Genomic DNA, 24,034 nt, shown 5'->3' with positions numbered 1-24,034 from the left:
GGCTCCACGTCGGGGAGCCGGTCTGGCTAGGCCCCGCCGTGGCGGCGAAGAAGAAGGAGGATGCTGTGCACGTGTTGACGGTAGCACAACTCCTCAGACAAGTAGAGGTGTCATGCAGAATGCGAGATGATGGCCACATGACACAACTGCGGCGTGAACCGCTTGCCGAGCGGGCGGCAGAGGCGTTGCTCGAGCGCATCCGCGCCGGCGAGTGGGCGCTCGGCCAGAAGCTGCCGGGCGAGACGACGCTCGCCCCGCAGCTCGGGGTGGGACGATCTACAATCCGTGAGGCGATTCGCGAACTGGCCGGGTGCGGGGTGCTGGCGAGCAGACAGGGTGCGGGAGTGTTCGTCCTGGCGTTGGACCGCCCCGAGGGCCTGGAATCACGGCTGGACCGAGCGGATATCACGTCTGTCCTTGAAGCTCGCATGGCGATTGAGGTCGAGGCGTCGGCGCTCGCCGCCGAACGACGAACTCCCGCAGATGTGCGCGCGATAACACGGGCGGCGCAGGTGCGCGGCGAGCAACCCGGCACCATCGAGGAACACGTCGACGCCGACACCGCGCTGCACAGAAGCATCGTCGCCGCAGCGCACAACACAATCCTTACCGAACTATTCGACGGATTCACGCCGCGCAGCAGGCGCGCAATGATCGAGATGCTTCGTATACGCGGGGAGTACGGCAGCGATGCCGATCAGCAGGGCCATCTGCGAATCGTCGAGGCGATCCTGGACCGGGATGCGCGAGCCGCCTCGACACTCACCCGTGAACACCTGCGCGAGCTCAAGGCCCAACTTCGTTGACCGGGCCTGGTTGCGGCGGGGCTTGCGCCCGCGCGACAGTAGACTTGCACCATGGCGAACGCGTTTGAACGCAAGCACAGAATTGTAATCCTCGGCGGCGGCCCCGGAGGGTACGAGGCGGCCCTCGCGGGCGCGCAGCTCGGCGCAGAGGTCACTCTGGTCGAGCGGGCGGGCGTCGGCGGCTCTGCCGTGCTGACCGACGTCGTCCCCTCGAAGAGCCTGATCGCGACGGCCGAGGCCGTGAGCGCGGTGCAGGGTGCGGGCACCCTCGGCGTGCAGGCTTTCCTGCCCGGACAGGGTGGCCACCCCATCCGCCCCGAGATCGCGGTCAACCTCGCGGCCGTGAACCAGCGCCTCATCGCGATGGCCGGTGCGCAGTCGACCGACATGCTTGAGACCCTCACGCAGGCGGGCGTCCGGATCGTGCAGGGTGAGGGGCGCCTCGACGGGCCCGACGCGGTCATCGTATCGACGGCGCTCGGAGCCGAAGGCACCGATTTCGAGCGCATCGAGGCCGACACGATCGTTGTCTCGGTCGGCGCGAGCCCGCGCGAGCTCGACTCGGCGAAGCCTGATGGCGAACGCATTCTGACCTGGACCCAGCTCTACAATCTCAAAGCGATCCCGGATCACCTCATCGTGGTCGGATCGGGCGTCACCGGAGCCGAGTTCGCCAGTGCCTACCGCGCGCTCGGCGCCGAGGTCACCCTCGTGTCGAGCCGCGACCAGGTGTTGCCTGGTGAGGACTCCGACGCCGCCGCGGTGATCGAGAAGGTCTTCAAGCGCAGCGGCATGCACGTGCTGAACAAGTCGCGGGCCGAGTCGGTCACGCGCACCGAGACCGGTGTGCGTGTCGAGCTCGCCGACGGCCGCGTCGTCGAGGGCTCGCACTGCCTCATGGCGGTCGGCTCCATCCCGAACACCACAGGTATCGGACTGCGTGCCGCGGGCGTGCAGCTCACTGAGAGCGGCCACATCCAAGTGAACAAGGTCGCGCGCACCTCGGTGCCGTCGATTTACGCGGCAGGCGACTGCACGAACTTCTTCCCGCTGGCCTCGGTCGCCGCGATGCAGGGGCGCACCGCGATCATGCACGCGCTCGGCGACTTCGTGCGCCCGATCGACCTGAACAACGTCGCCTCGAACGTGTTCACTCAGCCCGAGATCGCCACGGTCGGCTGGAGCGAGCAGGATGTCGCCGAGGCGCAGGACATCTCGCGCACTGTCATGCAGAAGCTCCCGCTCGCGATCAACCCGCGCGCCAAGATGCTCGGCATCACCGACGGCTTCGTCAAGATCTACGCCTCGCAAGGCTCGGGCGTGGTCGTCGGCGGCGTGGTCGTCGCCCCAAAGGCGAGTGAGCTGATTTTTGCGCTCGCGCTCGCGGTCGAGCACCGTCTCACCGTCGATCAGGTCGCGTCGGCCTTTACGGTCTACCCGTCACTCACCGGATCGATGGGTGACGCCGCCCGGGCACTGCACGTTCGATGACCGAACTCATCGGCCGCCGCGCGTTTCTCGCCTCGGTGGGAGCTGCGGGCCTGGGAGCTGCGGCGCTGCTCGTGGGCTGCGCGCCGACCGAGCTCGTACCCGTGCCGTCCGACGAGGACGCGACGGACGTCGCGGTCACCGTGCAGGTGTCGGACAACCGCTTCGAGCCGGCCGAGGTGACGATCAAGCCGGGCCAGGCGGTTCGCTGGGAGTTCCTCGGCACGGCCAAGCATGACGTGGTCTCCGATGATCGAACCTTCGTGAGTGAGCTCATGCGGGAGGGCAGCTACACCCACGTCTTCGATGACGCTGGCAAATTCCCGTACCTGTGCTCGATTCACTCGGAGATGCGCGGCGTCGTCACGGTCGAAAGCCTTTAACCTCGAGCCCAGCACGCTAGTGGATGAGCGCCTTGAGCAGCATGATGCTTACCCCGAGCAGGGCGGTCACGGCGCTCGCGACGATGCGCAGCGACCGGCGCTTCGTCCAGCCTGCCGAGCCGAAATAGCCGAGCAGGCCGAGCAGCGCGACGTCGACCCAGAGTGCCGCCCAGGTAGCGGTGTCGCCGTTGATGAGCTTGAGCACGCCGGCGAAGATGATGGCGAGGGGCACGATCGCGGCGAGCAGCAGTCCGGTCGAGTGCGCGAGCGCGTGGCGGAGGGCGCTGCGAAACTCTCCGGCCTCGCCGGATCCTGAACCGACCGAGCTCAGCCGGGCGACGATGTGCGCGAACACGTGCGCGACCCAGAACACGACGACGGTCCCCGAGACCTTGAGGAACGTGTCCCAGGAGCTCTGCTCGCCGCGGCTGACCACGATGAGCAGCGCCGACACCAGGATGAGGCCATAGATCGCGGACTCTGAGACGAGGTCGCGGCGCAATCCGCGCGCGCGGGCCCCGGCCAGAGGACGCGTCTCGGTCACGAAGCTGACCCGGCTCCGGTGAGTCTGATCGACGTGAGACGTTCCTTGAGCGTCGCCGACGCGTGCACCGTGATGAGTTCGTCGGCGCCGGAGTAAGCGGCGAAGCCGGCGAACTGCTCGCGCACGCGCTCGGGGCCGCCGACGGCTCGGTGGGTGAGCATGCCGAGGATCTCCTGCCCCGCAGGGGTATCGCGCAGCGACTCGGCCTCGTCCACCGTGAGGTCGCGCTCGCGGCCGCGCGAGAGGAAGCGCCGGATCCGGTCGAGTTTCACGAACTCGTAGAGGGCGTCAGCCGCCTCGTCTGTCTCGGCGGCGACGACGTTGATCGCTGCGTACAAGTACGGTTCGGGGTGGGCCTCGCTGGGCTGGTAGTTCTCGCGATAGTGCGCCCCAGCCGCACGCAGCGCCTGCGGGGCAAAGTGCGAGGCGAAGGCGTAGGGCAGGCCGAGTTGGGCTGCGAGGCTGGCCCCAAACATGCTCGAGCCCAGGATCGTGAGGGGCACGTTGGTGCCGCGGCCGGGGTAGGCGTTCACGGCGTCGCGGGGGAGGTCGTCCCCGAGGAGGCGCTGCAGCTCGATCACGTCTTGCGGAAAACTGTCGGAGGCCTGCGGACTGCGGCGTAGCGCGCGGAACGTCGCGCCGTCGCCACCGGGGGCGCGGCCGAGCCCGAGGTCGATCCGGTTCGGGTGGAGCTCGGCGAGCGTGCCGAACTGTTCGGCGATGACGAGTGGGGAGTGATTCGGCAGCATGATCCCGCCGGAGCCGACCCGAATCGTGCTCGTGTGCGCGGCGACGTGGGCGATGAGCACCGCGGTCGCGCTCGATGCGATCGACGGCATGTTGTGGTGCTCGGCGTACCAAACGCGGCGATAGCCCGCGGCCTCGGCGACCTGTGCGGCGTCGACGCACGCGGCAAGCGCCGGGCCCACCCCGTCATCGCCGACGGACGCAAGATCGAGCAGAGAGAGGGGAGGGATGGTCATATGAGCTCGCAACGTCCGTGGGTTCGGCGGTATTCCGCGGACAGGCGATGACCTCCGCGGTCGTCGCAAGTCTACGGGCGCTGCAGCGGCTCTATCGCGTCAGGAAGCGGTCAATCTCCGCGACGAGGTTCCAGCGCCCGCTATTCACGGCGAGGTCTCGGGGCGAAACCCCGCCGCCCGAGGGCAGCCGCGGGTCCGCCCCGGCCTCGAGCAGCATGCGGACGACCTGCGCCGCCCCGTCCCCGCCGTCGCCCAGCACGATCGCCTCGTGCAGGGCGGTCCAGCCAAAATTGTTCATGTGGTCGAGCGGCACCCCCGCATCGATCAGGATCCGCACCGTGTCGATGTGGGCGTGTTCGCTTGCGGGGATGAGCGCGGTTCCCGCGAATCGATTCAGGCTGTTGACGTCGGCTCCGTGTGCCAGCGTCGCCACGAGGATCTCGTTGAATCCCTCGGCGCCGGCGTAGAGAAACGCCGAGTCCTCGATGCCGTCCTTCGCGTTCGGGTCGGCGCCCGCGTCAAGCAGCAGCAGTGCGATCTCGATCGAGTTCGCCTTCGTCGCCGCGACGAGCGGGGTCTGACCGAGCTCGTTCCGGCTCTCCAGGTCCGCCCCCGCCGCGATGGCCGCATCCGCAGCGGGCGCGTCGCTCGCGCCCACTGCGACGAACAATGCGGCGGTCGCCGCTGCGCGCTCCTCGGCGGTGGGCGGCGCGGGCATGGGTGCCGGCGCCGGCTCGGACGCGGGCGCCGGCTGCGTGGGGGCCGCCGGGGCGTCCGCCGCGCAGGCGGTGGCGGCCAGCGCGACGGACGCGGTCAGGGCGAGGGAGATCGCCGCCCGACGGAGCCCGCTGCCCCGCTTGCTACGCCGGGGCAACTTCAGCTTCAATCGCCGCGAGGCCCGCCGCCGCGCACTGTTGGTCCGCCATACCCGACGGTGCCCCGCCAACCCCGATACCTGCGATCGAGGCGTCGCCGAGTTTCACGCTGACCCCACCCGGCATGAAGAGCGTGCCGGGGAGGCGGTGCAGGCCGTTCTCGTCCGCGCGCTCCACTAGGTCGCTCGTGCTCGCACCGAACGCTGCGGAGGTGTACGCCTTCTGCTGGGCCGCCTCGATGGTGTGCTCGGCGGCGTTGTTGCCGCGCACCAGCGCCTGCAGCTGGCCATTGCGGTCGACGACCGCGACGGTCACGAAGCCCAGACCATCGGCCTCGCACTGCGCGAGCGCGGCCTGGGCGGCGACGGTCGCCGTCTGTGCGCTCAGGCGAGCGGACGAAACGGTGTTGCCCTCGTGCACCACGGTCGCGGCAGCTGCCGAGGTTTGCGGCTTCTCCGCCGTTGCGCTCGCGCAGCCAACGAGCCCGGCAGATGCGGCCAGAAGCGTTGCGGCGGTGACGATCAGTGTGCGGTTCGTAGTCATGTGAATCCCAGCTGCTTTGTGGTGGATACCCGTGTACAACGGGCCGGAGCCCCGCAGTCGATCGCGGTGCTCCGTCGTGCATACCCACTCTCCTCGGCACAATACCGCCCCGCATCGACCGATCGGCCCTCATGCGCTCAATCAATTGATTGATCCATTCGCCCGCGGCGTGGGCAATACTGGGGGCGATGGCCATCCCACTCTCACCCGACGCGCGCGCCGCCCGCGGCCTCGCCGCGATGAACCTCGCGGTGGATATTGGCTTCGCTGCCCTCCTGCTGATCTGCTCACTCCGCTACTTCAGTAACCACCCGTTCGGGTCGCTCGGCGTGCTCGTGCTCGTGTTGGCTCTGGGTTCGGGGGCCGCATACGCCTTCGCCGCCGTGGCCGCGCGGGCAGCAGCGGGTCTCGCCCGGCAGCGCGCAGGGATCCTGATTGCGACGGGGCTCTGGCTGCCGCTCGTGGTCATCGCACCCTCGTACGGCTGGTGCGCGTTCGCGCTCTTTGTCGCGGTCTATCGGGTGCTGCGCGGGGCATCGGCGCTGATCGCATCGGCGCTGATCGTGATTGCAGTGAGCGTCGGCCTGCTGCTGATGTCGAAGGGCGAGGACCTCGGGCTGGTTCTGGGCCCGTTCCTCGGCGGGTTCGTGCTGACTCTCGCCTATCGTGGGCTCACCCAGTCGCTCGACGACGGCCGTCAACTGATCGCCCAGCTCGTCGACACCCGGGCGCAGTTGGCGCAGTCGGAGCGAGAGGCGGGCGGACTGGCCGAACGCGGGCGGGTGGCGAGCGAGCTCCACGACACTGTGGTCCAGCGCACCGCAAGTGCGTTGCTGCTTTTGGAGTCGGAGGAGCTGCAGCGAGGCTCTTCTCCCGCGGTGGTGCAGGCGCAGGAGTTACTGCGGGTGAGCCTGACGGAGACCCGGCAGCTCATGCACGGGCTCGTTCTGGCCGGGGTGGCGCGCGAGCCGCTCGCCGCCTCGATGCAGGAGCTCGGGCGCAAGTACGACGCGTCGGTCGAGGTCATCGGTGACGAGCGCGTGGTCGCGGAGTCCACCGCACATGCCTTGCTGCGCGTCGCCCAGGAGGCGCTCATCAACGCGAACAAGCACGCGGACGCCCCGGCACGCAAGCTCACGCTGACCTTCTTCGGCGACGCGGTGGGGGTGGACATCGCCGACAACGGCGTGGGTTTCGATCCTGATCTCCGTGACCCGAGCGGTGCCGGGTATGGCCTGCGCGCCATGGCTTGGCGGGTCGAGAACCTGGGCGGAGTGTTCACCCTGGAAAGTGCCGCGGGTGCCGGCACGGTGGTCGCGGGAGTGATTCCCAACCATCGAAACGATCCGACGGAAGGCGCAGCATGATCCGCATCCTGCTCGTCGACGATCACCCCGTGCTGCGCCACGGTATTCAGTCGCTGCTCGCGACGCAGCGCGACTTCGAGGTCGTCGCGGATGCTGGGAACGCGGCAGACGCGGTGGCGCTCGCCACGCGCGAGAGTGTTGACGTTGTTCTCATGGACCTGGACCTCGGTTCGGGCGAGGAGGGCGGGATCGCGGCCACGCGCAAGATCGTCCGCGCCTGTCCCCAGACGCGCGTCATTGTCTTCACGGCGTACGACTCGGACGCGGACATCGTGCGCGCGGTCGAGGCTGGTGCGGTCGGCTACCTCGTCAAGGACAGCCGCCCGGCCGAACTCTTCGGGGCGATTCGGGCGGCGGCGGGTGGGGCGGCGGCGCTCGCCGGCCCGATCGCGGCGCGGCTGCTCGAACGGATGCAGCACCCGGGGGACGTCCTCACCGGGCGCGAGCTCGAGGTGTTGGAGCTCGCCGCCGCAGGCCTGGCGAATCGAGCTCTCGCCGCGAAGCTCATGGTGAGCGAGGCGACCGTGAAGACGCATCTGCACCATATTTTCACCAAGCTGGACGTCGATAGCCGGCAGGCGGCGGTCGCGAGCGCGATCAAGAGCGGGCTCATCCGGCTGTAGGTGGGTCGTGCGCGAACCGGCGGCCTACCCGCCGAGCGCGCGAATCACCTGTGCCGAGGCGAGGTGCCCCGCGTGCCCCGCGTGCTCCGCGATCTCGAGGGCGCTGCGCCCCTGAGTGTCGACGCTGTCTGCGGGAGCGCCCGCCCGCAGCGCGAGGGCCACCCCGTTCGCGTCCCCTGCCGCGGCCGCGGCGAGCAACGCCGGCACCGGATCGGCCGGCAGCGGCGTGGCCGCAAGCGCCTCGAGCAGCGCGGCCTGGGTGGGGTACCCCTTCGAGTAGGCCATCTGGAGCGGAGTGAGGCCCTCGAATCCGGAGGGTGCCTGGAACTGGACGCCGCCGGCGACGAGCACCCGCACGGTCGCGTGGTAGGTCGGGTCGTCGCGGCCGAGCCAGACCGCCTCGTGGATCGCCTGGTAGCCGATCCGGTTGACGTGATCGAGGGGAGTTCCCGCTTGGATCAGCTCGCCCACGACGTCCCAATGCCCACGCTCCGCGGCGCGGATGAGGCCGGTGCCGACCCAGCTGTCGAGGTCGTGCACGTTCGCGCCGTGTGCGAGCGTGAGGCGCAGCAACTCGAGACGGCCCTCACTCGTGGCGATGAGGTACGCGGACTGTACGGTGTCGTCCTTCGCGTTCACGTCGGCGCCCTGTTCGATGAGCTTCCTCGCGGCGTCGACGTCGTTGGCCCAGGCCGCGGCGCGGAGGCGAGCGTCGAGCTCGGCCTGGGGCAGCTCTGGCGGTACCTCGGTGGGTTTGGGCGCGGGCAGGGGCGTCGGTGCGGTGGGCGCGGGTGGTGCGACCTGCGTCGGCTCGGTGGCCGCGGGCTCGGCCGCGCAGGCGGAGAGCGCCAACGGCAGCGCGAGCAGGAGGAGGGCCGGCCAGCGCCGACGGGTCGAAGTGTTCACATCTTGCACGCTACGTCGCGGGCGAGGCGCCCCGCGTCAATCAATTGATGGACCTCAGGGAGTGCCCAGGAGGACGCGTCGAAACGGGGAGGTGGGCGTGTGCCCATCCTCCCCGTTTCGACGCGCTGATCCTGCTGGTCGGCCGCGCCGTCTACGTTGCGGACTCTCCCGCATCGCCGGTGTCGACGAGCAGCACGCCAGAGGATATGTCCCACATCATTGCGACGTTGTCCCCGCGGTTGTGGATGCGTGCGTCCTGACCGAGGCGAACCGCACCCTCAGTGCCGTCAGGCAGCCTCACCGTGTATCGCCGAGACGCTCCCAGGTAGGTGACGTCGAGGATGGTGACGGGGATCGAGTTCTGTGATTCGCCGATTGGCGTGCCCGCGGACTCTAGTCGCAGATTCTCGGGACGGATGAGGATCGCAAGGTTCTCGTGTGCCGACTGCCCATCTGCAACCACTCGGTGCCCGGCGATCTCGAGCGCGGTCTGTCGCTCGCCAACCGTGATCCCCTTCCCCAGGAGCACGGTGGACTCGCCGAGGAACCGCCCGACAAACAGCGTCTGCGGTGCCTCGTAGAGGTCCTCCGACGTGCCGACCTGCTCGATCCTGCCGTTGTTGAAGACCGCGATGCGGTCCGACATGGACAGTGCTTCCTCCTGATCGTGCGTCACGTACACGAACGTCGATCCCACCTCGCGGTGGATGCGCTTGATCTCGGTCTGCAACCACTCGCGGAGCTTCTTGTCGAGGGCACCGAGGGGCTCATCCATCAGCAGCACGCGCGGTTCGTACACGAGCGCTCGCGCCAGAGCGACTCGCTGCTGCTGGCCGCCGGAGAGTTCTGACGGGTAGCGATCTCCGAAGTCGCCCATGCGCACCATGCCGAGTGCCGTCGCGACCTTCTCTTTTTGCGCGGCCTTGCTGAGCTTGCGGCGCTGCAGGGGGTACGCGATGTTCTCGGCGACGGTCTTGTGTGGGAACAGGGCGTAGTTCTGGAACACCATGCCGATGTCGCGCTTGTGCGGTGGGAGCTTCGCCACGGGCTTGCCATAGATATGCAGCAGGCCTTCCGTGACCGAGGTGAAGCCCGCGATCATGTTGAGCGTGGTCGTCTTGCCTGACCCGGACGGGCCGAGGAAAGTCATGAACTCGCCCGGCTCGATCACCAGGTCGATCTCGTCGACCACGGTGCTCTCGCCGTAGCGCTTCGTCACCGAGTTCAAGCTGATCCCGGCGTCGCCGATGGCGTGGATTGCGGAGGTGTTCAGACCCTCAGTCCGCAGCTCCTGCTCATGTCCTTCGGGCAGGGGGTTGTCGTTGTGTGTCAGAGCGTTCACGCTACCGGTCGCTTTCTTTTCCGCGTGGCGAACTGCGCGATGAGCATCACGATCACCGAGGTGAGCATCGTGATTACCGCCACCGCGGCCACTGTTGGGTCATTGCTTTGCGTGACGCTGTTGAAGATTTTCACTGGCAGCGTCTGCAAGGAGGGGCTCTGAATGAAGAGGGACAGAATTACTTCATCGAACGAGGTGACGAAGGCGAAGAGTGCACCCGCAGTCACCCCCGGCGCGATCAAGGGCAACGTAATGCTGAAGAACGTTTGTACCCGCCCTGCACCCAGGCTTGCCGAGGCCTGTTCGAGTCGAGGGTCAACCCCCTGTAGCGATGCCATCACGTTGGTGATCACGAGCGGCATCGACACGATGGTGTGCGCGAGGACGAACCCGGGGAGCGTGCCGAGGAGGTCGAGTCGCAGGAACAGTGAGTAGAGGCCGACCGCGAGCACAATGCCAGGCACGATCAGGGGGAGGAGGAAGTAGCCCTCAAGCAGGCCCTTCCCGCGAAACTTCACCTTTGCCAAGCCCAGGGAAGCGAGCACGCCCACCGACGTTGCAATCACCATGGTGAGTACGGCGACCTGGAGCGAGGAGAAGAGTGCCTTCATCCAGTTCGGGTCCGTGAAGAAGTTCTCGTACCACCTGGTCGAGAACCCCTTGGGCGGGAAGTTGAACGACGAGGCCTCGTTGAACGACATCGGCACGATGACGAGCGTGGGAAGGATCAACCACAGCACGATGATGACGGCGAATGCGCCGAGCAGCCGTTTCGTTGTCATCAGCGATCCACCCCCGGGAACAGGCTGCCGTTCCTATTGAATCGCGACACCAAGACGAGGATCGCGATCGTGCAGGCGAGCAGAAATATGCCGAGCGCAGTGCCCTGGCCCCACATGAGGAAGACGCTGATCTGCTGCTGGATGAGCGCCGAAATCATGATCTCCTTCGACGAACCCAGCAGCGCCGGGATGATGTAGAAGCCGAGGCCCAGGATGAAGACCGTCACTCCACCCGAGAAGATTCCGGGCTTGGACAGCGGCAGATACACCGTGAAGAAGGCCGTCACCGGGTTTGCCCCGAGGTTGGATGCTGCGGGCAACAGACGCTTGTCGATCTTTGACATCGATGAGTACAAAGGCAGCACCATGAACGGGAGCAAGACTTGGCTCATGCCGAGCGCGACGCCGAACGTCGTGCGGATCAGCGGGATCGGGCCGATCCCGAACCACACCTCGAGTAGGCCGTTGATCGGTCCGGTGTCTTGGAGCAACACCATCCATGCGAGGGTGCGCACCAGGATCGAGGTCCACAGCGGCATCATGATGAAGAGCTGCATCATGTTGCGCGTGCGATCCGACACGATGGTCATCAGGTAGGCGTAGGGGTACGCGAGCAACAAACACACGAAGGTGACCAGGAATGCTGTTCCAAAGGTGCGGAGCACGACGTTGAGGTTGGCCTCGGTGCTAAAGAGCCACTCATAGTTCTGCAGTCCCGGCACGGGATCGGTGACGGAGCGAATAAACACATCGATGAGCGGCGCGAGGAAGAACAGGGTAACGATCACGAATGCGGGTATCAGCAGAAGGAACGGACGCCAGTTCTTTGGCCCTCGAGTCTTCGCGCCTGCCGCATCCGTACCGGAGGCGCCGCCCACTCGCGCGACGCCCCCGGTAGCAGTGTTTTCGGTCATGGTGATTAGTTTCCGGTCGCCCAGCCGGCCCATGCCGCAGAAAGTGCATCGTAGTTCTCGACCCAGAAGTCGACGTTGGGCGCGATTCCGGTGTCGAGGTGCTCCGTGGTCATCCATTCCGCGAGCTGATCGTCCAACTTCGGCTTCGCGTCGATGTTCACCCCGCCATACGAGGTGAGCTCGCTCATCTTGGCCTGCTGCTCGGCGCCGATGGAGTAGTTCACCGCTGCGAAGGCGGCCTGCTTGTCCTTGACGCCCTTCGGGATGCCGTTCGAGTCGACCATGATCATCCACTGGTCCCACATCGGTGCAACCGGGGCCCCGGCCGCTGCGGCTCCGTAGCCGCGGCCCGACCAGACGAGACCCATCACCGCTTCTCCGGATTCAAGCTGCTGCTGCGCCTGCGCGCCGGTGGTCCAACCGATCACGTTGTCGCCGAGATCCTTGTACATGTCGAAGGCGCCTTCGATGTCGTCAGTCGACAGATCGGTGACGTCCTTGCCCTGCGCCGTGAGAGCAAACTCGACCGTCTGAGGATCGACGTAGGTGGACTGGCTCACGGTGCGCTTCCCGGGGAACTTCTCCGTGTCGAAGAAGTCGGCGGCGCTTGTGGGCGGGTTGTCCCCAAATTTGTCGGTGTTGTAGACGACAACGAGGCCATACAGAATCTGAGGAACCATGCACTTGTCGGTGATCGTGCCCTCGGGCACCTTCGAGATATCGATCTGGCTGTAGTCAATCTCTTCGTACAGGGTTCCGCAGCCACGGGCGGTGTCGAACTGCGTCGTGTTCACGATGTCCCAGCTCACGTTGCCGGCGTCCACCATGGCCTTCAGCTTCCCGGCATCGAACGCGTCTTGGTTCATCGTCGCGCCTGAAGCCTTCGCGAACGGGTCCCAGAGTGCTTCGGTCTGGCCGTCCTGGAAGACTCCGCCGGACCCGGCGAACGTGAGTGTGACGCCGTCGAGCGCGCCGGCCTTGATCTCACCGGCGACGGGCGTGCCAAGGTTGTGATCTGCTGCGGGCTCCGGCTCGGAGGCTCCGCTACAGCCGACCAGAGTCAGCGCGAGGGCTGCCGCGCCAGCGACCAGCCCCAGGCCTCGTCGAGCTTTTGTGTTGTTCACAGTGGACATGTGCTTCCTCACTTCATCGTGATGGATATCACCGACGACCCGGCAACTCGGTCGGTGCTCATCGGTGGTTTCAGTCGACCAGCCGGATCAGTTCGCCCGGCGGCTGCCCTGAAGCTACCAGCGAAATTCACCCAGACCATGGCCCCTGTGACCGCTTCGTTACCGCGTCAGCGATCTTTCATAGCTTCGTACACAGCCCGCTCTCGACATCGTACGAAGATAGGGATTTGGCGGCAGCGAGTGCGCATGGAACCCGCTCGGGCTCAGTCCTGCCTACGATGAGATGAGCAGCGATGGCAGTTCGAGGAGGAACGCGCATGGAAGTTGTGGACGTTGGGATGTCGCTTCGCGACAACTCCCGTGCGCCGCAATTCGATGCGGACCTCACGGCTGCGGCGGAACGGGACGCATGAAGTTCACGGTCAAGTCACTCATCGAGCTTCCCATTGCGCGCACGGTTTCTCTGACCCCAGGGGTGGGGGAGGACCGGCCGATCACCTGGGCGCATGTCTGCGAGCTCGTAGAGCCAGGGCGATGGCTTGGGGCAGGCACGCTCGTGATGACGACCGGGATCGGGGTTCCGGCGACAACCGCCGAGCAGTGCACGTACCTCGACGGCATGTACGCCGCGGGAATCAGTGCGGTGACGGTCGACCCGGAACTCATCGAAGTTCCCTTCACCGCTGAGGCGCTTGAGCACGCTGCGGAACTAGGGTTTCCCGTCTTGCAGACAGAGCATGACGTGCCCTTTGCGGTGGTGGGAAAGGCCGTGGCGGAGAGCGTGCAGCAGGGCCGCTCTGCCAGAGTCCAGCAGACCGAGCAAATGTATGCGGCACTCGCGGCTCACCCGGATAGTGCCCCGATTGAAGACCTGCTCGATGCGCTCGGTGAAATGCTGGGCGGGCCGCTGACGCTTCACCAACGCGGCAGTCTCGGCATCTCGAATGCACCAGGGACGATGCAGCGCATCGCGACGGGCGTTGTCGCAATTGCGACCCATGCTCCCGCAAGCCCCGAGCTGAAGTTCGAGTACCCGCACACGATGAATCGCACCCTCCTGCAGCATGTCGCCAGCATCGTGAGTAGCGCGCTGTCAATACAGGCGGCAAACCATCGCAGTGAGTGGCTGCATGGCTCACTCCTGCTCGCGGACCTCTGCGACGATTCAGTCGCAAGCGGACCCGCAGAGAATCTCGTGGCCGCGCATGGGGTGCTGCCGCCCTATTTCCTCGCGGTGCTGCAGAGTGAGGGTGCGCTCGCGACGATCGACCGAGCACACGCGACCTTTGCGATGCTCAGGATCCCTGCACTCGCAACCACCAAGGACGCGCAGGTGCTGCTGTTGACCGGAAGGAACGACGCGCTTGAGGAGGCGCTGGCTGCGCTCGCTGACGAGCAGACGCGTATCGGAGTCAGTGCGACGTTTCTCGGGCTGGCAGAGTTGCAGCCCGCGCTGCGGCAGGCCCGCAGCGCCCTGATCCGGAACCATCAAAGCGGTCGCGTGATGCACTTTGAGGAGCACGAGAACGCCTCATTGTTCTTGCCGAACAGCACTGAGCAACTACGGCATATTGCGCGGCAAGTGCTGGGCCCGCTGCAAACCTACGACCAACAGCGAGGGACCTCGCTCACGCACACACTCAGGGTGTTTCTTGAAGAAAACTGCAGCTGGGTGCGAGCATCAGAACGACTCTTCGTGCATCGACAGACGCTGATCGCGCGAGTTTCCCGCATTGAGAAGATCATCGACCGGGACCTCTCAGCGATGGAAGACACCGCAGAGTGCTGGCTCGCGGTGCAGGCAGCCATTCGTTGTGGGGACCTCGCGCCAAACGGCGACGAGGGCCCCGGGGCCGAAGCGTAGGGTCCCGCGCTACTCCGCGTCGATCACCGAGAGCAGCACGTGCCCGCTCGGCACGGTCGTGCCGGCCTCGGCATTGATGCTGCTGATGATGCCATCACGGTGCGCGAAGATCGACTGCTCCATCTTCATCGCCTCGAGCACGACGACGAGGTCGCCGGCGGAAACCTGCTGGCCCTCTTCGACCGCGATCTTGACGACCGTGGCCTGCATGGGCGCGGAGACCGAGTCGCCGGTTGCCGTGGCGACCGAGCTGCCGTGCGCGCGGCGGGGAGCGGGACCACGAGTGACCTCGAGGTCAGACAGGGGCAGCAGCGAGGTCGGCATGGTGACCTCGACGCGGCGGCCCTCGACCTCGACGACAACGCTCTGGCGGCTCGCGGCGACGCCGAGCGGCGGCACCTCACCCTCCCAAGGCTCGATGTCGTTCTCAAACTCCTGCTCGATCCAGAGCGTGTACACGCCGAACGTGCCGTCCTGCGCGGTGAACGCCGGATCGCGTACGATCTTGCGGTGGAACGGAAGCACGGTCGGCAGGCCGGTGATCTCGAACTCGTCGAGCGCGCGGCGGGCGCGCTCAAGCGCCTGCTCGCGGGTCGCGCCCGTCACGATGAGCTTGCCGAGCATCGAGTCGAAGGATCCCGAGATGACATCGCCCGCGGCAACGCCCGTGTCGACGCGCACGCCGGGGCCACTCGCCGCCTTGAACTGCGTAACGGGGCCGGGGGCGGGGAGGAAGCCGTTGCCCGGATCCTCGCCGTTCAGGCGGAACTCGAAGGAGTGACCGTGGGGGACGGGGTCGGAGTAGTCGAGGACGCCGCCCTCCGCGATGCGGAACTGTTCGCGCACGAGGTCGATGCCCGTGATCTCCTCGGAGACGGGGTGCTCGACCTGCAGGCGGGTGTTGACCTCGAGGAACGAGACCGTGCCATCACGCGCGACGAGGAACTCGCAGGTGCCGGCGCCGACGTAGTTCACGGCCTTCAGGATTTCCTTCGACGCGCGCACGAGCTCGGCGTTCTGCGCATCGGTGAGGAACGGCGCGGGCGCCTCTTCCACGAGCTTCTGGTGGCGACGCTGCAGCGAGCAGTCGCGGGTCGAGACGACGACGACGTTGCCGTGCTGGTCGGCGAGGCACTGGGTCTCGACGTGGCGGGGCTTCTCCAGGTACTTCTCGACGAAGCACTCGCCGCGGCCGAAAGCCGACACGGCCTCGCGGGTGGCCGATTCGAAGAGCTCGGCGACCTCGTCGCGCTCGTAGGCGACCTTGAGGCCGCGGCCTCCGCCGCCGAAGGCCGCCTTGATCGCGACGGGCAGGCCGTGCACGTCGACGAAGTCGAGGACCTCGGACGCGTCCTTGACGGGGTCGCTCGTTCCGGGGGCGAGCGGCGCGTTGACGCTCTCGGCCACGTGGCGCGCGGACACCTTGTCGCCGAGCTGCTCGATTGCCTCGGGGCTCGGTCCGATCCAGGTCATACCGGCGGCGATGACGGCGCGCGCGAACTCGGCGTTCTCGGCGAGGAAGCCATAGCCGGGGTGCACGGCGTCGGCACCAGAGCGGCGAGCTGCCGCGAGAATCTTGTCGATGACGAGGTACGTCTCGGCGCTCGTCGTGCCGACCAGCGCGTACGCCTCGTCAGCGAGCTGAGCGTGCATGGCATCTCGATCCTGGTCCGCGTAGACGGCGACGGAGGCGATCCCGCTGTCGTGGGCTGCGCGAATAATGCGGACGGCGATCTCGCCACGGTTGGCGATGAGCACTTTACGGATGCGAGACATGGGCCCAAGCCTATTCGAGTGCCAATGGTGATCCTTGGATATGAGCAACAAACCTTTCACCAGATCGTTGCCGGAGCAGACAGTTCGGGCGTAGCGGGCGGACCACTCGCGCCATTACGCTGAGCACACAGCACACGCTCGGCGCCGAGCAATCCTGCATCGGCCCGCCCTGATATCGAAGGAACCGCCACGATGAACCTTGACGACATCCTGAAGAACATCCCCGTCAGCGACATTGCCGAGAAGCTCGGGGTCGATCAGAGCACGGCGGAGGCCGCCATTCAGCAGGCGGTGCCTGCGCTGCTCGGCGGCATGACGGTCAACGCGCAGTCGAGCGAGGGTGCGCAGAAGCTCGAGTCCGCGCTCGCCAAGCACCAGACGCCCGAGGCGAAGATCGACCTCAATGCCATCGACACCGAGGACGGCGAGAAGATCGTCGGCCACGTGTTCGGCGAGAAGAAGGGCGACGTCGTCGCGGCACTGGGCGCTCAGGCGGATGGCGGCGGCATGGGCGACATCATCGGCAAGCTTCTCCCGATGCTCGCCCCGATCGTGATGGGCCTGCTCGCCAATAGCATGTCGAAGGGCAATGACAACAACGCCCAGGCTGAGTCCGCTGGCGGCGGCATCGGCGATCTGCTCGGCGGCCTGCTGGGTGGCGGAGACAACAACAGCAGTGCGGGCGGCGGCCTGGGGGACCTGCTGGGCGGCCTGCTCGGCGGCGGCAACAACAACTCGGGCGGCGGCCTGGGCGATCTCCTCGGCGGCCTCCTCGGTGGCGGCAAGAAGTAACACCCCTGACGCCCGGGCAGGATCCGGTCGCTTCCCGCGGCCACGGATCCTGCTCGGGCTTTCGTCTGCCCGCGGGTGCGTGCGCGGCGTGAGGTGCCGATTAGCGGGTGTACCGCAGGAAGACGAAGCCCTCGTCGTCGGTGAGCGCGTGCGCGAGAACGTAGGGCCTCGCGGCTTCGCCGGCGCCCTGCACGATGCGGCCTGAACTGCCGCCCACCAAGTGTGGTGAGACGGTCAGGCAGAGTTCGTCGACCAGGTTCGCCTCGAGCAGCGCCCCAAAGAGGTGCGGGCCGCCCTCGGAGAGTAGCTGAGACAGGCCGCGCGCGGCGAGCTGATCGCGGGCGTTGGAGAGGTCGACGCGGCCGCTCTCCCCGGGGCCACACACGAGCACGTCCGCCACCGGATCGAGTGCGCGGCGTTGCTCGACGGGGGAGGCCGAGTGCGTGACCACTATTGGCCGCGCCGCGGCCTCGGTGAAGACGCCCAGTCCGGGGTCGAGCGCGAGGTCGCCGCTCACGATCACGATCGGCGGCACCGCCTCGAGGCCCCGGTCGGCCCGCCAGGCAGCATCCCTCGCGCCGGGCCGCACCCCCGCGTAGCCCTCGGAGCGCACAGTTCCGGCGCCGACCAGGATCGCGTCGCTCATCGCTCGGAGCACCTGCATGAGCCGTCGGTCGGTAACTCCGCCCAGGCCCCCGCTGTGGCCATCGACGGTGAGCGCGCCGTCGGCGCTCGAGACGAAGTTCACGCGAATGCTCGGCTCGTCGCGTCCGGCAAGCGCGTAGGCGGCGAACAGCTCCTCGCGGGTGAGCGCAGGTGTCATCACTCGTTCCCCTCCGGGCGCATGTTGTGCACGAGCGCGACCGGATCGCGCCAGCCCCAGATGCTCTCGACCATGCGGGCGGCATCGACGCTCTCGCGGACGTTGTGCACGCGCAGCAGCCGTGCCCCCTGCAGCGCGCAGTACACCGCGGCGGCGAGGGATCCGGGCAGGCGCTCGTCCCGCGCGCGCCCCAACGACTCCCCGATGAAGTCCTTGTTGGAGAGCGCGACGAGCAGCGGCAGCCCGCTATTCGCGAGTTCGCCGAGGCGCCGGGTCAGCTCGAGCGAGTGTCGAGTGTTTTTGTTCAGGTCGTGCCCCGGGTCGATGATCAGCCGCTCGCGGGGCACACCGCGAGATTCCGCGAGGGCGACCCGCTCGTCGAGAAACGCGCGGACCTCGGCCACGACATCGTCGTAGTGCGGCATCGGGAGCTGAGTGCGTGGCGACGCGCGGCTGTGCGCCACGACCAGTGTGGCGTCGCTGTCCGCGACCACGTCAGCCATTGCCGGGTCATGCACCCCGGTGGTGTCGTTGATGACGGCGGCGCCGGCGGCGATCGCCCGCCGGGCAACCTCAGGCTGGAAGGTGTCGACGCTGACGGCACCGAGCTGTGCGAGCTCGCGCACCAACGGGATGACACGCTCGCACTCCTCGTCGATCGGGAGAGGCGGGCCAGGCGCGAACTTCACGCCGCCGACGTCCACAAGATCGGCGCCGGCCTCGAACGCTGCGGCGCCCGCCGTAACGGCCGCGTCGAGCGCGAACGTCGCCCCCTGGTCGTAGAACGAGTCGGGCGTGCGGTTGACGACCGCCATCACCGCGATTCGGCGAGAGAGATCGATCTTGCGGTCGCCAAACCGGCGAACGGGGTGCTCGATGGCCGCCTCGACTGCCGCGGTCACGCGGCGACCAGACGGTCGAGCGGAACTCCCGGATCGGCGAGCTCTGCGCTCACGCGCTCGTCGCCCTCGATGTGGTCGGCCGCGACGCCGGTCAGCGCGCGGGTGCCGTGCCCCTCAGTCCCGGCGAGAGTGCCCTCCGCTCGAAGGGTTTGCGCTGCTGATGCCGCGGCGACTGCGCCGCCTGCGATCACGATCTCAGACATTGTCGGCCTCCCTGTGCTCACGGTAGGACGGCGGTGTGGGGGTGTCAAGCGTGTGCGTGCAGGCGACACTCAGCCCCGGTTTGCTCGCACTCGCGGGCCCGACCCGATTGCGCCGGACCGGAAGCGGCACGTCCCAAACCGGCCACACCGGGTAGACTGAGATCGTGTCGGTGAACCCTGAAATTCAAGGCAAGACGTACCCTCCAACGCGGCCCTATCTGGTCGGTCGCGAGAAGGTGCGTGAGTTTGCGCGCGCGGTGATGAGTGAGTCACCCGTCCACTACGACGTGGTCGCGGCGCAGCACGCGGGCTACCCCGATGTGGTCGCTCCGCCGACCTTCGCGGTCGTGGTGCAGGAGTTCACGCTGCAGCAGCTGCTCGCCGACCCGTCGGCCGGCGTTGACTTCACTCGTGTGGTGCACGGCGATCAGCGCTTCACCTACACGCGCCCCATCGTGGCGGGCGACGAGCTGTTTGCTCGGCTCACCATTGCCGCGGTCAAGCAGCTCGGCGGCCACTCGATGGTGACTGCCTCGAGCGATATTCGCGACGCCACCGGCGCGCACGTCGTCACCGCGATTTCCACGCTCGTGGTGCGCGGCGCTGAGGAGGACGCGGCATGAGCATTGCACCCAAGTTCGACGCCCTCGTCATCGGCGAGGTCATCGTCGACCGCGAACTCCACTTCACCCGCGACCGCCTAGTGCGGTATGCCGGGGCCTCGGGGGACTTCAACCCCATTCACTACCGCGACGACGTCGCGCAGTCCGTCGGCCTGCCCGGCGTGCTTGCCCACGGCATGCTCACGATGGGCGCCGCGGCATCGCCGGTGCTCGACTGGCTGGGCGGCCAGGGCAGCGTCGTTGATTACCAGGTCCGCTTCACGCGGCCGGTGCCGGTCGACGCCGACGGCGGGGCGACCGTGCGCGTCACCGCGACCGTCGGAACAGTCGACGCTGAGGCACAGACGGCCAGGATCGACCTGCGGGTCGTCTTCGCCGATCAGACTGTGCTCGGCAAGTCGCAGCTCGTCCTCGCCTTCGCCCCGCACTCGGCGTAGGTGACGATGACGGATCAGGACCTGTTGAACCTGGAGCGCGCCCCGAGGCTCAGCGAACTCACGACCCTGCGGGTCGGCGGACCGGCCGAGCGCGTGCTCGAGGCGCAGACCTCGGACGATCTCGTTCGCCTCGCCCAACAGCTCTGGGCCGAGGGCGAGGACTGGCTGCTGCTCGGCGGCGGCTCGAACACGGTGGTCGCCGATGAGGGTTACCCCGGCTCGGTGCTGCTCGTGCGCAGCTCGGGCATCGAGCTAGTGGCGGGCGGTGTGCCCGACGGCATGGTTCGGCTGCGCGTGCAGGCGGGGCACGACTGGGACTCACTCGTAGAGGCTTGTGTCGAGCGCGGCTGGTCCGGTCTCGAGGCGCTTTCCGGGATCCCGGGCCGTGCCGGCGCGGCCCCGGTGCAGAACATCGGCGCCTACGGTCAGGAGCTCTCGGACGCCCTGCACTCGATCACCTTCCTCGACCGGGTGTCGGGCGAGGTGCGCCGCATCGCGGCCGCCGACCTCGAGCTCGGGTACCGCACCTCGGCGATCAAACAGGGTCTCGAGGGCGTCGTGCTGTCGATCGACGTGCAGCTCACCGAGAACCGTGATGTACCGAACCCCATGAGCGCCCCGATCGCGTACGGCCAGCTCGCTGACGCGCTCGGCGTGACGATCGGCCAGCGGGTCTCGATCCGTGAGCTACGACGCACGGTGCTGCGCTTGCGCGCGTCAAAGGGTATGGTGCTCGACGACAGCGACCACGACACGTGGAGCGCCGGCTCGTTCTTCACCAACCCGATCGTGTCGGAGCGATTCGCGCGCACCCTGCCGGCGAACGCCCCGCGCTTCCCGATCGCCGACCCGGTTCCGGCGCCCGCCGTGACGAGCCTCGACGAGCTCGCCGCTGGTGTGCCGCTGCGGGTGCCCGAGCCCGAGCCGCCGCACCTGGTCAAGCTTTCGGCAGCCTGGCTGATCGAGCACTCCGGCATCTCGCGCGGCTATCGGCTGCCCGGTTCGGGCGCCGCAATCTCGTCCAAGCACACGCTCGCCCTCACCAACCAGGGAAATGCGACGGCGGCGGACGTGGCGCAGCTTGCCCGCCTCGTCGTGCAGCGCGTGCAGTCGGAGTTCGGCGTCGTGCTGGTGCCCGAGCCGAACCTGTTTGGGATCGAGCTCTAGCTCGAGCTCGTGCGGCTGCCCTACGCCAGCCGGTCGAGCGCGCCCCGCAGGTCGCGGATCAGGTCGTCCGGAGACTCCAGGCCGACCGACAAGCGCAGCAGGCCCTGCTCGATGCCGAGCCGCTCGTTCGTCTCGTTGTCGAACGACGCGTGCGTCGACGTGCGCGGGTGCAGGATCATCGAGCGGGTGTCGCCGATGCCGGTCATGCGCGAGAACACGCGCACCCCGTTGAACACCTCGCGGGCGCCGTCGACGCCCCCGCGCACGGTCACGCCGAACACCGATCCGGTGCGCCCCGCGTAGTCCCGCTGGGCGAGAGCGTGCAGCGGATGCTCCGGCAAGCCGGCGTAGTGCACGGCCTCGACCTCGGGCTGCTCGGCAAGCCACGCGGCGATCGTGAGCGTGGAATCGACGTGGCGCGCCATCCGCAGTGACAGCGTCTCGAGGCCCTGGTGCAGCAGGAACCCGTTGAAGGGCGAGAGGCTCGGGCCGATGTCGTTCACGACGGCCTCGCGCGCGGCCTGCGCATAGGCGGCGTCGCCGAAGCGGTCGCGCAGCGAGCGCACGCCCGGCCGCGGGGCCCGCGTGACGAGCGGGTAGCGGTCACCGGTCGCGTCCCAGTCGAAGCTTCCGCCGTCGACGATGATGCCCGAGACCGCGGCGCCGTTGCCGGTGAGGAACTTCGTGCTCGAGTGCACGACGATGTTCGCCCCGTGCTCGATCGGGCGAATGAGTGCCGGGGTGCCCACCGTGTTGTCGACGACGAGGGGCAGGCCGTGCCGACGCGCCACCTCCGCGATGCGCGACAGGTCGGTGATGTCGCCGAGCGGGTTCGGTACGGTCTCGGTGTAGATCGCGCGGGTCTGGGGCGTGATCGCGCGCTCCCACTCGGCGTCATCGGCCGAGTCCCAGACGTACGACACGCCGATCCCGAACCGACGAAAACTGCGCCCGAACAAGATCCGGGTGCCGCCGTAAATCGAGGCGGTCGAGACGATGTGCTCGCCAGCCCCGGCGAGCGCGAAGAGCGCCGCGCTGATGGCGGCCTGCCCGGACGAGACGGCGACGGCCGCGACCCCGCCCTCGAGCGAGGCGAGGCGGCGCTCGGCCACGGCGTTCGTCGGGTTGCCCTGGCGCGAGTAGATCGGGCCGCGGGAGTCCCCGCTGAAGCGGGCGGCGCCGTCGTCGAAGTCGTCGAAGACGTAGCCCGCCGAGAGTGCGATCGGCGGCACGCGCAGGCCGTGCGCGGGGTCGGGCTCTGCGCCGGCGTGCACCTGGCGGGTCTCGAAGGCGTACCCGTCCCAGTCGTGTTCGGGGCTCAACGCGCTGGCGGGCCTGGTGGCCTCGGTGACGGTGCTCATGCGGATGCTCCCGTGGGGATCGGTGATGGGGTCGTGCCTGCGGCGACCCGGGCGATGCGTTCGATCGCCTCTCGCAGGGTCTCCGGGGCGCAGGCGACGTTGATGCGCACAAAGCCGCGGCCTGGGGCGCCGAAATCGGCGCCGTCGCCGAGGGCCACCTTCCCCTCGGACAGGATCCTGCCGTGGGGGTTGTCGCCGAAGCCGGCCGCTCGCAGGTCCACCCAGGCGAGGTACCCGGCGCGGGGCCGCACGAAGCGTGCCGCCGGGAGGTGCTCGGTGAGGAGGCGCTCGAGCAGGTCGAGGTTCGCGGTGATCTGGTCGATCGTGCTGTCGAGCCAGCCGCGGGCATCGCGGAACGCGGCGGTGTTCGCGTGCAGCCCCAGGATGCTCGCGCGGAAGGGGACCTCCGGCGGCAAGGCTCGGATGACCGCGTCGCTCGCCTCGTCTGAGGCCACCATGACCGAGCACTTCGTGCCCGCGAGGTTCCAGCCCTTGCTCGCCGAGGTCACCGTGATGGACGGGGTGGCGGCGCGGGCCGCGATCGGGGCGAACGGGATGAACGTCTCACCGGGGTGCGTGAGCGGTGCGTGGATCTCGTCGGAGATGACGAACACGTTGTGGCGTGTGGCGAGTTCGGCCAGCGCCGTCAGCTCATCGGCGGTGTGCAGCAGCCCGTGGGGGTTGTGCGGGTTGCAGAGCAGGATCCCGTCGAGCCCGCCCAGGCCGTCCGCGCCGGCGGCCGAGCGTTCGAGGGCCGCGAGGTCGAGGCGCACCGCGCCTGGTTCGGCGCCGGCGGGCTGGGCCAGCGGGATCTCGACGATCTCGATCGGGAGCTCCTCGAGCATTTCGAAGAACGAGGGGTAGACCGGGGTAGTGACGGCGATGCGGCCGCCAGCCGCGGGGAGCACGTGCCGGAAGGTCTCGACGATGCCGACGCTCACGTCGGTGGTGACGTGTACGTGCGCCGGGTCGACGTCCCAGCCCCACCGGTCGCGCGCGAAGTCGGCGAAGGCCGGCGCGAGCGGGCCCGCGTCGCCGATGTAGCCAAAGTCGGATGCGTTCACGCGCTCGATCAGGGTCTCGCGCACCTCGGCCGCGACCTCGAAGTCCATCTCCGCTACGAACAGCGGCAGCACGTCCGCGGGGTAGCGGGTCCACTTCACGCTCGTGCGGTCCCGGCGCAGCTGCGCGGGCGTGGGGATGGTACAGCCGGGTTCGGCGGAGGTGGTGGCGCTGCTCATGGCTCTATGGTGCTCCGCGGCCTGGGTGCGCGCCAGCGGCCAGGTAAGCGGGCGTCACACTTCGGTGCTGCTCGCATGCCATAGACCATTGACAGGATTCCCCATAGTTGTTGAGATGAGCTACAGCTCGGTGCTCTGTTGCGCCCTGCTTGAGCG

The 24,034-nt window shown here is 67.9% G+C and carries 25 protein-coding genes; 10 read left to right on the top strand and 15 right to left on the bottom strand.

The features are described from left to right. The first annotated feature begins 38 nt into the window (after positions 1 to 38). From KOE53_RS12850 to KOE53_RS12840, 3 genes are read left to right on the top strand one after another with little or no spacing between them, the layout of a single operon-like run. Positions 39 to 806 (top strand): FadR/GntR family transcriptional regulator, encoded by a 768-nt coding sequence (locus KOE53_RS12850; RefSeq protein WP_370566979.1) that lies wholly within the window; start codon positions 39 to 41, stop codon positions 804 to 806. Between the two features lie 51 nt (positions 807 to 857). After that, positions 858 to 2,297: an NAD(P)H-quinone dehydrogenase gene (locus tag KOE53_RS12845; protein WP_188058748.1), complete on the top strand. Its 1,440-nt coding sequence runs from the start codon at positions 858 to 860 to the stop codon at positions 2,295 to 2,297. After that, positions 2,294 to 2,677: a cupredoxin domain-containing protein gene (locus tag KOE53_RS12840; protein ID WP_188058747.1), complete on the top strand. Its 384-nt coding sequence runs from the start codon at positions 2,294 to 2,296 to the stop codon at positions 2,675 to 2,677. Before KOE53_RS12845 ends, KOE53_RS12840 begins: the two co-directional genes overlap by 4 nt. A 16-nt stretch (positions 2,678 to 2,693) precedes the next feature. On the opposite strand, the gene KOE53_RS12835 is transcribed toward KOE53_RS12840, so the two are convergent. The 4 genes from KOE53_RS12835 to KOE53_RS12820 form a co-directional block, all read right to left on the bottom strand. Further along, positions 2,694 to 3,221: a hypothetical protein gene (locus tag KOE53_RS12835; protein ID WP_188058746.1), complete on the bottom strand. Its 528-nt coding sequence runs from the start codon at positions 3,219 to 3,221 to the stop codon at positions 2,694 to 2,696. Continuing rightward, positions 3,218 to 4,204: an LLM class flavin-dependent oxidoreductase gene (locus tag KOE53_RS12830; RefSeq protein WP_188058745.1), complete on the bottom strand. Its 987-nt coding sequence runs from the start codon at positions 4,202 to 4,204 to the stop codon at positions 3,218 to 3,220. The genes KOE53_RS12835 and KOE53_RS12830 overlap by 4 nt, the downstream gene beginning before the upstream one ends. Before the next feature lie 91 nt (positions 4,205 to 4,295). Then, on the bottom strand, positions 4,296 to 5,078 hold the full coding sequence (locus tag KOE53_RS12825) for an ankyrin repeat domain-containing protein (RefSeq protein ID WP_251364334.1): 783 nt from the start codon (positions 5,076 to 5,078) through the stop codon (positions 4,296 to 4,298). After that, positions 5,065 to 5,622, bottom strand: a complete 558-nt coding sequence (locus KOE53_RS12820) for a GlcG/HbpS family heme-binding protein (RefSeq protein WP_188058744.1) — start codon at positions 5,620 to 5,622, stop codon at positions 5,065 to 5,067. Before KOE53_RS12820 ends, KOE53_RS12825 begins: the two co-directional genes overlap by 14 nt. A gap of 188 nt (positions 5,623 to 5,810) precedes the next feature. Between KOE53_RS12820 and KOE53_RS12815 the strand changes: the two genes are divergently transcribed. Together KOE53_RS12815 and KOE53_RS12810 are read left to right on the top strand one after the other, a co-directional pair. Further along, entirely contained in the window at positions 5,811 to 6,989 is a 1,179-nt protein-coding gene (locus KOE53_RS12815) for a sensor histidine kinase (protein ID WP_188058743.1), read from the top strand. Further along, positions 6,986 to 7,612: a response regulator transcription factor gene (locus KOE53_RS12810; protein ID WP_188045982.1), complete on the top strand. Its 627-nt coding sequence runs from the start codon at positions 6,986 to 6,988 to the stop codon at positions 7,610 to 7,612. Before KOE53_RS12815 ends, KOE53_RS12810 begins: the two co-directional genes overlap by 4 nt. A 24-nt stretch (positions 7,613 to 7,636) precedes the next feature. On the opposite strand, the gene KOE53_RS12805 is transcribed toward KOE53_RS12810, so the two are convergent. The 5 genes from KOE53_RS12805 to KOE53_RS12785 all read right to left on the bottom strand — a co-directional run bounded on the left by KOE53_RS12805 (position 7,637) and on the right by KOE53_RS12785 (position 12,689). Next, positions 7,637 to 8,518: an ankyrin repeat domain-containing protein gene (locus tag KOE53_RS12805; RefSeq protein WP_188058742.1), complete on the bottom strand. Its 882-nt coding sequence runs from the start codon at positions 8,516 to 8,518 to the stop codon at positions 7,637 to 7,639. A gap of 151 nt (positions 8,519 to 8,669) precedes the next feature. Next, positions 8,670 to 9,860, bottom strand: a complete 1,191-nt coding sequence (locus tag KOE53_RS12800) for an ABC transporter ATP-binding protein (RefSeq protein ID WP_241095504.1) — start codon at positions 9,858 to 9,860, stop codon at positions 8,670 to 8,672. Further along, positions 9,857 to 10,642, bottom strand: a complete 786-nt coding sequence (locus tag KOE53_RS12795) for an ABC transporter permease (protein ID WP_188045980.1) — start codon at positions 10,640 to 10,642, stop codon at positions 9,857 to 9,859. The genes KOE53_RS12800 and KOE53_RS12795 overlap by 4 nt, the downstream gene beginning before the upstream one ends. Beyond that, positions 10,642 to 11,556 (bottom strand): ABC transporter permease, encoded by a 915-nt coding sequence (locus tag KOE53_RS12790; protein WP_188058741.1) that lies wholly within the window; start codon positions 11,554 to 11,556, stop codon positions 10,642 to 10,644. Before KOE53_RS12790 ends, KOE53_RS12795 begins: the two co-directional genes overlap by 1 nt. Before the next feature lie 5 nt (positions 11,557 to 11,561). After that, complete coding sequence (locus KOE53_RS12785) at positions 11,562 to 12,689, bottom strand: extracellular solute-binding protein (RefSeq protein ID WP_188058740.1); 1,128 nt, start codon at positions 12,687 to 12,689, stop codon at positions 11,562 to 11,564. Between the two features lie 409 nt (positions 12,690 to 13,098). Between KOE53_RS12785 and KOE53_RS12780 the strand changes: the two genes are divergently transcribed. Next, positions 13,099 to 14,553, top strand: a complete 1,455-nt coding sequence (locus KOE53_RS12780) for a PucR family transcriptional regulator (RefSeq protein WP_188058739.1) — start codon at positions 13,099 to 13,101, stop codon at positions 14,551 to 14,553. 9 nt (positions 14,554 to 14,562) lie between these two features. On the opposite strand, the gene KOE53_RS12775 is transcribed toward KOE53_RS12780, so the two are convergent. Then, positions 14,563 to 16,329, bottom strand: a complete 1,767-nt coding sequence (locus KOE53_RS12775; RefSeq protein ID WP_188045976.1) for an acetyl/propionyl/methylcrotonyl-CoA carboxylase subunit alpha — start codon at positions 16,327 to 16,329, stop codon at positions 14,563 to 14,565. 192 nt (positions 16,330 to 16,521) lie between these two features. Here KOE53_RS12775 and KOE53_RS12770 point away from each other — a divergent pair, with 192 nt between their 5' ends. Then, a complete protein-coding gene (locus tag KOE53_RS12770) occupies positions 16,522 to 17,121 on the top strand; it encodes a DUF937 domain-containing protein (protein WP_188058738.1) in 600 nt (199 codons plus the stop codon). Between the two features lie 100 nt (positions 17,122 to 17,221). On the opposite strand, the gene KOE53_RS12765 is transcribed toward KOE53_RS12770, so the two are convergent. The 3 genes from KOE53_RS12765 to KOE53_RS12755 are packed head-to-tail and all read right to left on the bottom strand — an operon-like array spanning position 17,222 to position 19,049. After that, the gene (locus tag KOE53_RS12765; RefSeq protein WP_188058737.1) at positions 17,222 to 17,944 is read right to left on the bottom strand and encodes a pyrimidine reductase family protein; all 723 of its coding nucleotides are present in this window, start codon (positions 17,942 to 17,944) and stop codon (positions 17,222 to 17,224) included. After that, positions 17,944 to 18,846 (bottom strand): dihydropteroate synthase, encoded by a 903-nt coding sequence (gene folP, locus KOE53_RS12760; protein ID WP_353055657.1) that lies wholly within the window; start codon positions 18,844 to 18,846, stop codon positions 17,944 to 17,946. The genes KOE53_RS12765 and folP overlap by 1 nt, the downstream gene beginning before the upstream one ends. Beyond that, positions 18,843 to 19,049 carry a hypothetical protein gene (locus KOE53_RS12755; protein WP_188058736.1) on the bottom strand — a complete coding sequence of 69 codons (207 nt, stop codon included), beginning with the start codon at positions 19,047 to 19,049 and terminating at the stop codon, positions 18,843 to 18,845. Before KOE53_RS12755 ends, folP begins: the two co-directional genes overlap by 4 nt. A 164-nt stretch (positions 19,050 to 19,213) precedes the next feature. Here KOE53_RS12755 and KOE53_RS12750 point away from each other — a divergent pair, with 164 nt between their 5' ends. The 3 genes from KOE53_RS12750 to KOE53_RS12740 are packed head-to-tail and all read left to right on the top strand — an operon-like array spanning position 19,214 to position 21,276. Then, positions 19,214 to 19,672 carry an FAS1-like dehydratase domain-containing protein gene (locus KOE53_RS12750; protein ID WP_188045972.1) on the top strand — a complete coding sequence of 153 codons (459 nt, stop codon included), beginning with the start codon at positions 19,214 to 19,216 and terminating at the stop codon, positions 19,670 to 19,672. Beyond that, positions 19,669 to 20,109: a MaoC/PaaZ C-terminal domain-containing protein gene (locus KOE53_RS12745; RefSeq protein ID WP_188045971.1), complete on the top strand. Its 441-nt coding sequence runs from the start codon at positions 19,669 to 19,671 to the stop codon at positions 20,107 to 20,109. The genes KOE53_RS12750 and KOE53_RS12745 overlap by 4 nt, the downstream gene beginning before the upstream one ends. A 6-nt stretch (positions 20,110 to 20,115) precedes the next feature. Further along, complete coding sequence (locus KOE53_RS12740; RefSeq protein WP_188045970.1) at positions 20,116 to 21,276, top strand: UDP-N-acetylmuramate dehydrogenase; 1,161 nt, start codon at positions 20,116 to 20,118, stop codon at positions 21,274 to 21,276. A gap of 20 nt (positions 21,277 to 21,296) precedes the next feature. Here KOE53_RS12740 and KOE53_RS12735 read toward each other — a convergent pair whose 3' ends face one another. Together KOE53_RS12735 and KOE53_RS12730 are read right to left on the bottom strand one after the other, a co-directional pair. Further along, positions 21,297 to 22,637, bottom strand: a complete 1,341-nt coding sequence (locus KOE53_RS12735; RefSeq protein ID WP_188058735.1) for an O-acetylhomoserine aminocarboxypropyltransferase/cysteine synthase family protein — start codon at positions 22,635 to 22,637, stop codon at positions 21,297 to 21,299. Then, positions 22,634 to 23,878 carry a MalY/PatB family protein gene (locus KOE53_RS12730; protein ID WP_188058734.1) on the bottom strand — a complete coding sequence of 415 codons (1,245 nt, stop codon included), beginning with the start codon at positions 23,876 to 23,878 and terminating at the stop codon, positions 22,634 to 22,636. The genes KOE53_RS12735 and KOE53_RS12730 overlap by 4 nt, the downstream gene beginning before the upstream one ends. Between the last annotated feature and the right edge of the window lie 156 nt (positions 23,879 to 24,034).

Origin of the sequence: Leucobacter sp. CX87 (assembly GCF_018682295.1) — a bacterium.
Classification (GTDB): Bacteria; Actinomycetota; Actinomycetes; order Actinomycetales; family Microbacteriaceae; genus Cx-87.
Note: the sequence above shows the minus strand (reverse complement) of the source record. Positions and strands in the feature narration are given on the sequence as shown.

Excerpts from the sequence above, each read along its gene's own strand:
- KOE53_RS12845 (WP_188058748.1), top strand. The coding sequence starts at position 858 with ATGGCGAACGCGTTTGAACGCAAGCACAGAATTGTAATCCTCGGCGGC.
- KOE53_RS12840 (WP_188058747.1), top strand. The coding sequence starts at position 2,294 with ATGACCGAACTCATCGGCCGCCGCGCGTTTCTCGCCTCGGTGGGAGCT.
- KOE53_RS12830 (WP_188058745.1), bottom strand. The coding sequence starts at position 4,204 with ATGACCATCCCTCCCCTCTCTCTGCTCGATCTTGCGTCCGTCGGCGAT.
- KOE53_RS12820 (WP_188058744.1), bottom strand. The coding sequence starts at position 5,622 with ATGACTACGAACCGCACACTGATCGTCACCGCCGCAACGCTTCTGGCC.
- KOE53_RS12815 (WP_188058743.1), top strand. The coding sequence starts at position 5,811 with ATGGCCATCCCACTCTCACCCGACGCGCGCGCCGCCCGCGGCCTCGCC.
- KOE53_RS12810 (WP_188045982.1), top strand. The coding sequence starts at position 6,986 with ATGATCCGCATCCTGCTCGTCGACGATCACCCCGTGCTGCGCCACGGT.
- KOE53_RS12795 (WP_188045980.1), bottom strand. The coding sequence starts at position 10,642 with ATGACAACGAAACGGCTGCTCGGCGCATTCGCCGTCATCATCGTGCTG.
- KOE53_RS12790 (WP_188058741.1), bottom strand. The coding sequence starts at position 11,556 with ATGACCGAAAACACTGCTACCGGGGGCGTCGCGCGAGTGGGCGGCGCC.
- KOE53_RS12785 (WP_188058740.1), bottom strand. The coding sequence starts at position 12,689 with ATGTCCACTGTGAACAACACAAAAGCTCGACGAGGCCTGGGGCTGGTC.
- KOE53_RS12780 (WP_188058739.1), top strand. The coding sequence starts at position 13,099 with ATGAAGTTCACGGTCAAGTCACTCATCGAGCTTCCCATTGCGCGCACG.
- KOE53_RS12775 (WP_188045976.1), bottom strand. The coding sequence starts at position 16,329 with ATGTCTCGCATCCGTAAAGTGCTCATCGCCAACCGTGGCGAGATCGCC.
- KOE53_RS12770 (WP_188058738.1), top strand. The coding sequence starts at position 16,522 with ATGAACCTTGACGACATCCTGAAGAACATCCCCGTCAGCGACATTGCC.
- KOE53_RS12765 (WP_188058737.1), bottom strand. The coding sequence starts at position 17,944 with ATGACACCTGCGCTCACCCGCGAGGAGCTGTTCGCCGCCTACGCGCTT.
- KOE53_RS12755 (WP_188058736.1), bottom strand. The coding sequence starts at position 19,049 with ATGTCTGAGATCGTGATCGCAGGCGGCGCAGTCGCCGCGGCATCAGCA.
- KOE53_RS12745 (WP_188045971.1), top strand. The coding sequence starts at position 19,669 with ATGAGCATTGCACCCAAGTTCGACGCCCTCGTCATCGGCGAGGTCATC.
- KOE53_RS12740 (WP_188045970.1), top strand. The coding sequence starts at position 20,116 with ATGACGGATCAGGACCTGTTGAACCTGGAGCGCGCCCCGAGGCTCAGC.
- KOE53_RS12735 (WP_188058735.1), bottom strand. The coding sequence starts at position 22,637 with ATGAGCACCGTCACCGAGGCCACCAGGCCCGCCAGCGCGTTGAGCCCC.
- KOE53_RS12730 (WP_188058734.1), bottom strand. The coding sequence starts at position 23,878 with ATGAGCAGCGCCACCACCTCCGCCGAACCCGGCTGTACCATCCCCACG.